At 53.4% G+C, this 11796-nt stretch carries 12 protein-coding genes; 3 read left to right on the forward strand and 9 right to left on the reverse strand.

Annotation, left to right across the window (positions count from 1 at the left end; all coding sequences use genetic code 11):
• Positions 1-38: 38 nt before the first annotated feature.
• The 5 genes from DFT_RS14925 to DFT_RS14945 form a co-directional block, all read right to left on the reverse strand.
• Positions 39-2369 (reverse strand): DUF294 nucleotidyltransferase-like domain-containing protein, encoded by a 2331-nt coding sequence (locus DFT_RS14925; protein ID WP_054031947.1) that lies wholly within the window; start codon positions 2367-2369, stop codon positions 39-41.
• A gap of 179 nt (positions 2370-2548) precedes the next feature.
• Entirely contained in the window at positions 2549-3340 is a 792-nt protein-coding gene (locus tag DFT_RS14930; protein ID WP_439950914.1) for a P-loop NTPase, read from the reverse strand.
• Between the two features lie 412 nt (positions 3341-3752).
• Complete coding sequence (locus DFT_RS14935) at positions 3753-4523, reverse strand: TIGR04219 family outer membrane beta-barrel protein (RefSeq protein ID WP_054031948.1); 771 nt, start codon at positions 4521-4523, stop codon at positions 3753-3755.
• 48 nt (positions 4524-4571) lie between these two features.
• A complete protein-coding gene (locus DFT_RS14940) occupies positions 4572-4979 on the reverse strand; it encodes a hypothetical protein (protein ID WP_054031949.1) in 408 nt (135 codons plus the stop codon).
• 19 nt (positions 4980-4998) lie between these two features.
• Positions 4999-5664 carry a LysM peptidoglycan-binding domain-containing protein gene (locus DFT_RS14945; protein WP_054031950.1) on the reverse strand — a complete coding sequence of 222 codons (666 nt, stop codon included), beginning with the start codon at positions 5662-5664 and terminating at the stop codon, positions 4999-5001.
• A 329-nt stretch (positions 5665-5993) separates the two neighbouring features.
• Between DFT_RS14945 and DFT_RS14950 the strand changes: the two genes are divergently transcribed.
• Complete coding sequence (locus DFT_RS14950; RefSeq protein WP_054031951.1) at positions 5994-6248, forward strand: hypothetical protein; 255 nt, start codon at positions 5994-5996, stop codon at positions 6246-6248.
• A gap of 90 nt (positions 6249-6338) precedes the next feature.
• Here the strand turns inward: DFT_RS14950 and DFT_RS14955 are convergent, their stop codons facing one another.
• The 4 genes from DFT_RS14955 to DFT_RS14970 form a co-directional block, all read right to left on the reverse strand.
• A complete protein-coding gene (locus DFT_RS14955; protein WP_054031952.1) occupies positions 6339-6698 on the reverse strand; it encodes a response regulator in 360 nt (119 codons plus the stop codon).
• Between the two features lie 254 nt (positions 6699-6952).
• Positions 6953-7450 (reverse strand): bifunctional nuclease family protein, encoded by a 498-nt coding sequence (locus DFT_RS14960; protein ID WP_054031953.1) that lies wholly within the window; start codon positions 7448-7450, stop codon positions 6953-6955.
• Positions 7451-7454: 4 nt separating this feature from the next.
• The gene (gene miaB, locus DFT_RS14965; protein ID WP_054031954.1) at positions 7455-8870 is read right to left on the reverse strand and encodes a tRNA (N6-isopentenyl adenosine(37)-C2)-methylthiotransferase MiaB; all 1416 of its coding nucleotides are present in this window, start codon (positions 8868-8870) and stop codon (positions 7455-7457) included.
• A gap of 2 nt (positions 8871-8872) precedes the next feature.
• On the reverse strand, positions 8873-9121 hold the full coding sequence (locus tag DFT_RS14970; protein ID WP_054031955.1) for a DUF4911 domain-containing protein: 249 nt from the start codon (positions 9119-9121) through the stop codon (positions 8873-8875).
• 337 nt (positions 9122-9458) lie between these two features.
• On the opposite strand from DFT_RS14970, the gene recJ reads away from it, so the two are divergent.
• Positions 9459-11174, forward strand: a complete 1716-nt coding sequence (gene recJ / locus DFT_RS14975; protein ID WP_054031956.1) for a single-stranded-DNA-specific exonuclease RecJ — start codon at positions 9459-9461, stop codon at positions 11172-11174.
• Between the two features lie 195 nt (positions 11175-11369).
• Positions 11370-11789 (forward strand): hypothetical protein, encoded by a 420-nt coding sequence (locus tag DFT_RS14980; RefSeq protein WP_054031957.1) that lies wholly within the window; start codon positions 11370-11372, stop codon positions 11787-11789.
• Positions 11790-11796 lie beyond the last annotated feature (7 nt).

The following is an 11796-nucleotide window of genomic DNA, read 5'->3' on the forward strand; positions in this document are numbered from 1 at the left end:
CTTCAGGGTGAGTCACATTCGGTTGGAGCCGCTGATGATCAGGCGATACCGACAAAATCAAAATTCATCTTGGCCTGGAATTTTTCGATGCGTTTAAAGATCTCTTTGAGCATGGTCTGCTCGATGCGCGTCAGGCGCTTGGGGTTGATGAAATTGTCCGGCGGCACCTTCTGGTCGATCACGGCCGTCACCTGACGCCCGAAGCGCAATTGCATCAGGAAGCTGTAAGCTTTTTGAAGCTCCTCGTACTCCTCTTGGGTCAACACCTCCTGCCGATGGAGCTGCTGTAAACGTTCCAGGGTGCTGGTGGCCTCGATGCCGTGCTTGAGTGCATAGATCCGGGCAAAATCCACGACGGGCATCATGGCGCTCTTGATGTCGAAGGCATTGCGATGTTCGCCCTTGGACTCGACCACAAATCCGCCGAAAAAGCCCAGGGGGGGTTTGAAGTGCAGGGCGTTTTCGGTCATGTATCGCAAGAATCCGGACCATCGCCCGATGGCGTCATGCAAGTGCCGGCGGAGCTCATCGATGAGCTGCCGGTCACCATAGCCATAACTGAAGTCGAAAAAAATACTGGCCTGAAGCAGGTCTTCGGCCTGTGCGGCGTGAATCCATTTTAAAAAATAGGCCTTCCATTGGGCCAGCGGCTGGCACCATTGGGGATTCTGAGCCATGACATCCCCCTTGCAAAGCGAATAGCCCGCGCTGTCCAGCATCTGGCAGACCTTTTTGCCCAACGTCAAAAAGTAGGGCCGCACTTCGGCGATGCGTTCGTCATCGCCATCCTCGAAGACGATGGCGTTGTCCTGATCGGTCTTCAGCGTCTGTTCGCCCCGTCCCTCACTGCCCATGACCATGAAGGCGAATGCACAAGGCGGCGGCCCCATCTCCTGCAGCACGAACCCCAGAATCTTTTTCAGAATCGTATCGGAAACCGTGGAAATCAATCGGTTCACATGGCGAGCTTCGGCGCCGCTGCTGATCAGGTTCTTGACCAGATCGGGCAATCGCCGCTGCTGCTTGATAATCTCCTCCAAATTCTCGGCCCTGGAGATATTGCGCAGCAAAAAGAGCGGAGACTGCCCCTGGGACAACACCAGCTCGCGATGGGACAGGATTCCGACCAGGCGAGATTCCGCGTTGGTGACCGCCAGGTGTTTGATGTCGGACTGCATCATGCTCATCAGGGCTTCGAACACCATGGCCTGGTCGGAGATCGTGCGCAAGGGGGTGGACATGACTTCAACTGCTTTGCGCTGGATATCGTAACCGCTGGCGATCACCTTGAAGGCAAGGTCGCTGTCCGTGATAATGCCGGCCGCATGACGCTTGGATTCCGGGATGATGATATAGGTGCTCTTTTCCAAACGCATGCGCTGGGCCGCTTCCTTGATCGTCATATCCGGTGTTCCGAAGACCGGCGCGGCATTGTATAGTTGGCCGACAGCCTGTTGAAACAGTTGCAGGTCCTCATCCGGTGGCGCCGTAGAACGGGCGATGATAGCTGAATATGATTTGTCCAGCATGCGTTTACCGAAGGTATCGGTGAAAAACTCGCTGAACTCCGGAAACTCGGCACACAGCTTCATAAAAATGGATTTGGGCAACAGATAGAAATAGCTGTCTTCGATCACCTCCAGCGTCCGCACGGACATGCCGTCATTGACCAGCATGGAGATGCCGCCATAGATATCGCCTTCCGAAAGGATTTCATGGATCGTCTTTTTGCCGTCGCGCTCGTAGTACCTTTCCGCACTTCCCCGCTGCAGGATGTAAAGATATCCCAAACGGGTCGTCCCCTGACTGAAAAGAACCGTCCCTTTGGCCTGAAAGACCAACGACAAATGAGGCACGACCCGATCCAACTCCTCGTCCGGCAAAAACGAAAAAGGAGCGACCTCGGACAGAAAATATTTGGCCTGCCCCGATGCGATCAGGGCATCCAGGGAGGGATCGAAAATGTGCTTGCTGAAATTTTCGACGAAATAGTCGTAAAAAGGCTTATATCGCGCGGATAAATCGAGGAATATCTCTTTGGGAATCAGGTAGGATTCTGTGTCCTGATCTACGCGTACGGTTCGCAAAGAGACCCCGCCGTTCATCAGCAGGGTAATGCCCCCGAATACCTCACCACTTTTGATATAACCGACCAGTTGGGTATCGCCGGCCTGCTCCTTGTGAAGCGAAATTTGGCCCTGTTTGATCAAATAGATGTGCTGGATCGGCGTCTTGCCTTGTTCGGCAAGCAACATACCGGCACTGAGCGTTTTGGGAATGGCATTTTCTGCAAGGCGATCTTGTTCGGCAGGCGGCAGCATGCCGAAGTGGGGCAACGTTTGCACGTATTCTTTTATCTCTTGATGCACCGCCGACCTCCAGTCGAAGGATAAGCGCTTCAAGCAGACACCACCCTAACATACCCTCTGAATTTTGACCACCATGATACGTTTCATGCACCCCACACGGGCCGGCCAGGCGGTCTGCGCCACACGCAGCATCTGGAAATATCTGCGTGTCGTGATCCTGAAAAGCGGGTCGATGCGCATCATGCCGGGTTGATGGAATATTTTTCAATCATACCCTGGGCAATGCGTTCATAAGCCTGGGTCACCGGGGAATCGGGAAACGCTTCCTGAAAACCTTTTCCAGTGTCACCGCACGAAACCATCTGAGGTTCAAAAGGGATGCGTCCCAAGAAGGGGATCCCCATCTCCGAAGCGGTACGTTCACCTCCGCCGCTGCCGAACAGATCCAGGACACAGTCGCAATGGGGACAATGGAAACCGCTCATATTTTCGATCAGCCCATAAATATCCATCTTCACGGTCCTGCAGAAATTGATCGATTTTCGAACGTCGGCCAATGCCACCTCCTGTGGTGTCGTTACGATGATCGCACGGGCATCTCGAATCGATTGCGCCACAGTGAGAGGTTCGTCACCGGTTCCCGGAGGGGCATCGACCACCAAAAAGTCCAGGTCCCCCCAGGCCACCTGACCGATGAATTGCTGTATCACGGAGTGTTTTACCGGCCCACGCCAGATGATGGCGTCGTCTTTGCGCTCCACCAGAGATTCAATGGAAACGGCGCTGAGGCGGTCGCTATAGCGCATCGGAATGATTTTGTTGGTGTCGCCGACCTCTAAAATACCATCGAATCCCAACATACGGGGCACGTCCGGACCATGCAAATCGACATCGATCAACCCTACCTTCGCGCCTTTTCGGGCCAATGCAATGGCCAGATTCACAGCCGTGCTGGTTTTGCCGACCCCCCCCTTTCCACTCATCACGATGAATTTGTACTTGATACGGCCGAGGGATTCACCCACTGCCATTTCCAAGGCATCTTTAGGATTGCTCTTTTTACGAGCGGTATCCATGCTTTCATGAATCTGTGTCATTTTCCATGCTCCTTATTCCGATCCGATGCGCAACGCAGGGATGCAAGTGACAGATCGGGAGTCTTTCGGTCGATCGTTTGCAGAGGACTCCAAATAGAACCTGAACCGATTCAACCTATTGATTTCCATAAAGCTTGTCAATGAGAATGGACGGGGATCGGCGATTCTGACTGAATGCCATTCATAAGACCCGGCGTGGATAGAGTTGTTGGCAGGTCACGATCCGGACCGAAGGCGCGCCGTCGACTCAAGGGGATTGCATGGTGTCTTGGCATGACGCCAAAACGCCGGTAGCCCCGCTGACCACCGGCGCGTCGCTTGCATGGCCAAAGGACCCTATGCATTGTTAAAAGTTGATGCCGACTTCGGCAAATGGGCCCTGGAGGGTGAATTCCGCATCCAGGTCGTCTTCGTCCACATCGATCTTGTCATAACGATAACCGGCCGCCACGAAAGCCGGCCCGAACATGTTGAATCGTAATCGCCCAATGACGCTGTACATGGAGCTGTCGCTGATGGAAATACCGCGCCCTTCAGCCTCCACGGTCAGCCAGTCGAGTAACTCCAATTGGGCACCCAAATAGATCTGGGGAACAGCCAGGGTTTCACTGAAATCTTCACGCAATCCGGAAGCGTCCTGACGAATCTCGGCCTCCAGATCCACTATGCGCACGTTGAGGCCGATATCCACATTGAGCCTGTCCAGGGTCGCGGTTCGCAAAAATGGCAGGCCATAAAACAGGGCGACATCGTACTGATCGAAGGTCATCTTGGAGTAGAAGGGAATGTTGGCATCGAAATCCTCGTCACCGAACGAAAAAGCGACATCCTTTTCACCGGTACCGTCGAATTCCGTCGGTGATCCCACCAGGTAGATGTTGGGGAAAAAAAGCGGCATATCGATCTTGACGCGGCCATGAATGCGCAATTCGTCGCCATAGTCCAGATCGTCTTCAACATCCAGATAATCGTTGTTGTTCGTCGCCTCATAGGCCAGGTCGCCGCTGGGGTTCTGCTGCCAGCCGCCCAGCGCCGCCTCGACCCCGTATGCATGGGCCGTCGACAGACTCAACGCCCATACCAGCAGGACCACCCCTATCGTTCTTTGTTTCAACATGCTCGCCTCCTTCCAGATTTCGGTGAATAGACTCGTGGAACCGCCTCTTTATCGGCTCGAATCCGCATCTTCTTTAGGGTCAGAGGAAGTGTGCGATTTAAAAAACCGAGCGGTGGTCTTGCTGATCAGGAAGTGGAGGCTCAAGGTGAAGGCAATCAAGCTTGCGGCGGAAAAAAACAGCAGGAGAGTTTGATGTCTCACGGCATATACGAGAATGGCGGAGAAGAGCAGGGCCATGGCGCTGGCCATCATTCCGATCATCCGCGACCAGTTCTGGGCTCTAAGCATGAAGAAAGTGAGCAATCCGATGGCGATCGCCATTTTTCCGAGCCAGCTTTTGTCGGCGGTCCAGAGATAATAATCTGTAAGCAGACAACCCCAGCCAAGCAACCAGAACGCAATCGCCTTTTTTGCCGTGACCGGCATCTGTTCAAGGCTGAGCAGCCCTAAATTCATCGGCAGACTCCTTTTCCCCTTAATCGCCACTGCGCACGATCAGCCTTTGCCCGGGCTGAAGGATATCGTCTTTTTTCATTCGGTTCATTTCAAGCAATTTGTCGATTCCGATATTGTAGCGTTTGCTGATACTGTAAAACGTATCCCCGGCGGCAATGGTGTGGTAGCCGATGTTGCCCGTGGCAGCTCCATTCGATTTCGTTTCCGGGTTGGCTTCGGTAGCTGCCTTGAGCGGTGCCCGTTGGTTTTTGCTGACTTGCTTCTGTAAAGTTTCAAGGCTCATGGTCAGATGGTCCATGCGCAGAGACATGGATGCTTCGGTGCGATCAAAGCGATCCTTGAATTTTTCAAATGATTTTGCCTGTTCCCAGATACGGGTAACCTTCTCGTCGATGGCTTCATATTTATCCAAACGTTCTTCCAGACGCTGCACCTTCTCTTCCATAGCCACCAATTGACGATTGGCAGAATCATCGTTTTTGTTTAGTAGAAGCATTAACAGGGCTGTTACCGATGTGATAATGGCAAGCCCCAGGAGAATATAAATGACTTGGGTCGCCCCCAATTTGCTGCGCTTCGAAGGATCCTTCGCGGTCGACCAGGGTGAATATTGCTCTTCGTCGAAATACTCTTCTTTTGGTTTCTCTTCGCGATCGCTCATTTCATCGGATTCTTTCCATTTCATGCTCTCACCTCCAAACCTCCGGAGTATCTCTACCGCTTGATGTCAATCGAACACCATTTGAAGGAACGCCAATAACCGCTATCGTTCGGTAATCCAGAATGACCGCAAAGCAGCGCCGGAGGGATAACACCTTCGACAAGCACGGCTTGCCGAAATGGGAACTGCCCGCGTTTTTTCTATATAGACCATTTTATTTAATCGCATCAAGCACAAACATGCCAAGAAATGCAATGTTGCGACATCGATGCTTTTGAAGTATGTAGCCCACCATGGACCAGACAAGCCGCACCAGCTCCCATCGCCCTGATGGCAAACACACAGGAGCCGACATGAAACAACACAGCCATGAGTTTATCGAAATCTATGACGGGATGGTCGGGTTCGGGTTTGATCGTGAAACCGATGAGAATACGGTGGTCTACTATCTTCAGAAATTTTCAGATGATCGTCTCATGGCGGTATTAAAGAAAAGAATGACAGACGAAGATCTTACGGCCCTGTTTGAACTACTGTCGTTGTTGCTGCACAAGCACCTGACCGAACAAGAGTATCATCGCCTCTTTTTGAAAGAAGATCATCCCTGATCCTCGCCCTGCGTCGGGCCATCCATCCTGACGATCGTAGCGACTTCATTGTCTGCAGAGGACCGTCAGCGACGATCATGATGGACGTGATCAACTCGCAATGCGTTCCTGGGTCAGGTGCGTCACTTCTTCTATCAGAGCCCGCACCGCAAACGGCTTTTGCAGTACACGATCGAACTCGCTGTTTTGCAACAGCCAAGGCGTGCCGGACACACCGATGACAGGGGTATCTTGCCGTTTCGATTGCCGGATGTGATGAACCACCGAATGGCCGTCCGCGTCCGGCATACGCACATCAGTGATGACCAGATCATATGCACCTTGATCGAACTTTTTCATGCCGATGGCGCCGCTTTCGGCCGTATCGACCGTGTAATCCAGCACGTGCAATACCTGCTGGAGCAGATCGCGAATTAATTTTTCGTCATCGATGACCAACACGACCCCCATGTTCCACCCCTTATGAACAGATCTTGCCTAACGCTTGAACGGCTATAACAATTTTGCGCATTATATAGTGCCGGATTTAAATGTCAAACACAATATATGGTTAAATTGCGCCGATCTAAAAGCGGGCTGGTTGGGGGCGGACACTCAACAGGCATGATCGAGAGGGGGCCGGCATGTTGCCGTAGCATGGGTATGTCATTTCGGTCCCTTCAGTGTTCCTCAGACCTGGGCGGCATTACCTTTTTGCGCATCCATCAGACCTTATATTTCCCAAAGTCCTCGGGTGAAAGATTTTCCAGATATTCCGCCCACTTCTTCCCCTCCTCACTTTGGTCGAGCACCTCCACGGCCCCCTCGCCCCGCTTGGATTTCTCGATCACCTTCTCGTCGACGTAAATCGGGGCTTCAAATCGCAACGCAATAGCAATGGCATCGCTGGGGCGTGCGTCGAGGGTAAAGGATTGGGCTTCGCCGTCAAAGTGAATCAGCGCAAAGAATGTGTTGTCTCTCAGATCGCAAACCTCCACCTTGGAAACCCGGATGTTGAGGTGCTCACTGAAATTTTTGAAAAGATCGTGGGTCATGGGGCGCTCGAACTGGATCTCTTGAAGGACAGAGGCAATCGATGTGGCCTCCAGCAATCCGATCCAAATGGGTATGGTTTGGTCACCCGCTTCGGTTTTCAGAATGATGATTGGCGTATTGGAGGTGGGGTCCATGGTTAGTCCCGCTACGTTGGCTTTATGCAGCATGGGTCTATTCTCCTTTCGCCACAGATTCGGCGGGGGATGAAATGATGTGCCCCCACAGACTATGCGACATCGCTTTTTCTATCATGATCGCCAGGGTGTGCCCTGTCAACCTCTCATTCAAACCGCCGGTGGAACCTGCCGAGGCAAAATGAACGATTTTATTGGTTCCGGTCCGGCCGGCCCAGTGGTCGACCGCACCCCGATCATCGGGCATCCCCTCTTCCGGGTGGTGCGGTCCGGTTTTTCCCAAACCATCCACCAGAACCTTTTGCACGGTACCCACCAGGGCCTGATTCTTCTGGGCGGTGAAGCCGTCCTGTAAGGCCAACACGGCCTGAAGGCGTTCTTTTTTCTCGGCTTCTGCAATTTTATGGTCGAAGTGCGCCGCCGGCACATTGGGTCGATCCGAATAGATAAACGCAAACAGGCCATCGTATTGCACCTGCCGGATTAAATCCAGCGTCAGTTGAAAATCGCTTTCCGTTTCACCGGGGAAGCCTACGATAATGTCGGAAGTGATGGCAATCGAAGGCAGGAGCCGCCTTAGCCGTTCAACTTTTTCCAAATATTGGTCTCGGGTATATCGCCGGTTCATTCGTTTCAACACGGCGTCCGAACCGGACTGAACCGGCAGGTGAATGTGAGGGCACAACTTATCGAGCGAATTGAAGGCGGCCATCAACTCCTGGGAAAGATCCTTGGGATGCGACGTCGTAAAGCGAATGCGCCCCAGGCCATCGATGCCGTTGACCATGGCCAGAAGTTGGTCAAATCGGCACAACCCCTCTTTTTGGCCGTAGCTGTTCACATTCTGTCCTAAAAGGGTCACTTCCCGAACTCCGTTGGCGACCAATCCACGGATCTCGGTCAAGATCTCTTCGGGCGGCCGGCTCGACTCCCGGCCCCTCACGTAGGGAACGACACAGTAAGTGCAATAGTTGTCGCAGCCCCGCATGATCGTGACATACTCACAGATCTCCGACATATGGGGTATGTCGGTTGAAAAGTCATCTGGCGACACGGTGGTTTCCATCTCCACATCCACCACCCGGCATCTTTTGGCCGTAATACGCTGAATCGTCTGCGGCAGACGCCGAATAGCCTGGGTACCGAAAACCAGGTCCACGTAGGGCATCCGGGACAAGATCTGCCGGCCCTCCTGCTGGGCGACACATCCGCCGATTCCGATGATCAGTTCCGGTTTACGCTCTTTCAGCGGTGCCAACCGCCCTAAAAAGCTGAAGGCCTTTTGTTCTGCCTTGGCGCGAATCGCACAGGTGTTGACGATAATGAGGTCTGCCTCTTCCAGACGATCGGTAACCGAAAAACCCAAAGGAGCCAGTAGCCGTTGAATCTGGCCGGAGTCATAGACATTCATCTGGCATCCCATGGTGTTGATGAAAAGTTTTTTAGATCCCATGTTCATGTACCTGAAGGAGCAGTGGCCCGGTCTCCAGAATCAGGGCGGGCCTCAATTAAAAATTGGCGGCCTAAATCGTCCATGATCCCCTCGACCATGGCCTCGCAACCCGGCGCGATGGCCACCACGATATCCCCTTTGTCATTATCAAGGGTCGAAACCACTGCAATGCCCTCATATGCTTCAAATGTGAATCGCAACATACTGATGTGGCGCCGGTCCACACGATAGTATCGTCTGGTGGTCTTCATCAAAAAAACTGCTCCTTTACTATTAATGTCGATCGGGGACAAGCCCCGTCGGGCAAGCTTCGCGATTCTAACCGGATGCTGTTCTTTTTAAAACCGGCGTGAGTCGAACAGTTGGCCAGGGCCACCCTCGCCTGCAATCTCCGTCGCAATGCGAGTTTTTATCAAACTCCTTCTTTAATGCATGCCCTTCAAGGTAAATCACATTCAGTTAGAACTGCTGGCCAAGATTAGACGGCCTGGTACAGTTTACATGGAATGGGTAAAAACTTGGCGCATTGAAACCAGACCATGACCTTTTGCCCTTGTCCCGCCTTTTGTTATAGGATATGGCCCGATCATGCAAATGCAATGGAAAATTCTACAGCCGGAACGCACAGTGGTGGAGCAGATCCGGCGGCGGTTCGAATGTCATCCGGTCACCGCAACCGTCCTGGCCAACCGCAACATCGGTTCACTCGATCATGTGGTTCGATTCATCCGACCGTCCCTGGATGATTTGCCGCCGCCGGATGCACTGCAAGGACTTTCGGCGGCGGTGGATCGCATCATTCACGCGCTCCAAAACAACGAAAGGATCCTGGTGTTCGGAGATTATGATGCCGACGGGGTGACCGCCGGTGTCGTGATGTTCAACTTTCTCAAGGCTGCAGGCGCCCAGGTCAGCCTCCATTTGCCCCATCGGATCCATGAAGGATACGGCCTGAAACCCATGAGCATCATGCAATTGGCCCTGCCCGCACGGATCGGCCTCATCATCACCGTAGACAATGGGTCCAGTAGTTTTGACGCTGTGACGGCCGCCAAACGCTTCGGCATCGATGTCATCATCACCGATCATCACAATATCGAGGCCAGTGTTCCCGAAGCCGTTGCCGTGGTCAATCCCAAACTAGACCCACCTTCCAGCGAGCTGGCCGACCTTGCGGGGGTCGGCGTGGCCTTCTATCTGGTCATTGCCCTGCGAGCGGCACTTCGCAACATGGGGTGGTGGCGCAAGGATCGTCCGGAGCCCAATTTAAAAGCCTATTGCGATCTGGTTGCCATCGGCACCTTGGCGGACATGGTCCCGTTGCGAAACGTCAATCGCGTGCTCGTATGCGCCGGCCTGGAACAGATCAACTGCGGCACCAGAACCGGCGTGCAGGCACTCTTGAAATCGAGCGGCGTTAAAAACACCCCCATCAGTGCCGACGATATTGCATACCGCATCGCACCCCGCATCAATGCGGCCGGCCGTTTAAACAGTGCCAGGATCGCATTTGACCTCTTGACCTGCGACAACCTTGATTCGGCCGCCACGCTCGCAAACGATCTCAACGCGCTCAACCAGCGCCGCCAGCAAATGGAAAATGATATTTTCGAATACATCATCCGGCACCTGGATAACCGATCCGATTTGCTCGACCGAAAGGCCTTCGTGCTGGCAGGAGCCCAATGGCATGAGGGAGTAATCGGCATTGTCGCCGCCAAACTGGTGGCCCGTTACCACCGACCGGTGATCGTGGTTTCGGCCAAGGATGACATGGCCAAGGGGTCCGGCCGTAGCGTTCCCCACATCGACCTCTACACCGCTATCGCCAAATGCGCCCATCTGCTGGAAGCCTACGGCGGGCATCGCCTGGCCGCCGGAATCAGCCTGCAGACCAAAAACATCGGCGCGCTGCAAAACGCCCTCGAAACCGCGGTGGCAGAGATGACACCACCTGATGAAGCCGGCCCGCAATTGACCATCGATCATGAACTTCAGCTCGACCAGATCTGCCCCCAACTGATCGACGAACTGGAATGGTTGTCGCCGTTCGGCACGGAAAATCCGCCACCGCTGTTTATGGCCCGGGGAGTAAAAGTGACCCGGGCCGCCATCATCGGCCAACGCCACAGGCGAATGCAGCTTTGCCAACCCGATCAATGCAGCCCGCCCATCGGCGCCATCGAGTTCAATCTTGCCCAGGATGCGCCGCGTTTAGAGGCCTTCGAACGACTGGCCTTCCGCCTGCAATGGAACCGGTACAAAGGTGAAAAGGAAATTCAAATGATCATCGAAGCCTACTGACCCTTCCAACGCATTTTGGACGCACGAATCGAGAGGGTTCGGACCGGTAAAAATTAAGTTCCTTTGGAAACAATTGTTCTTGAAAACCCAGGCATGAACCATTATGATGCTTTGTCACATGTTGTGCGGCGGACGACAAATCAGCCTAAGCCGGCATCTGGACGAACTCACACTATGTGCTTAAGGCGGTGTTCAATGGGGAAAGTATTTCGGCCAAGCAATCGCGAATCCAGCATCCTGTCTAAAATCGAATCTTCCAAGGAACACGCCCGGCGGCGAACCATCAGTTTGGCAAGAGATCATGTCGACACCCTCGGCAATGCGATTTCCATGAAGCTGGTGGAAAATCAGCTGGTGGAAACGACCAACAAAAACAGCCTCGAAGAGCAGATCGTCAAGTGCATCGAGGGGCTGTGCCGGGCGGATGATTTCGACATCGATTACATGATCGCTCCTTATCGCCAGCTGGTGCAGCATCCCAACATCGTCAGTCTCTATGTGACCGCCTACCTGCTGGAAAAATTGATCAACCACAAATCGGTGGTGGATATCTACGGATCGGACAGCGAAATCTATGGGTGTATTCACCAGCAGGTGATTAAAATATTGCCCTGACCCAAGG

This window comes from Desulfatitalea tepidiphila, assembly GCF_001293685.1.
GTDB lineage: Bacteria > Desulfobacterota > Desulfobacteria > Desulfobacterales > Desulfosarcinaceae > Desulfatitalea > Desulfatitalea tepidiphila.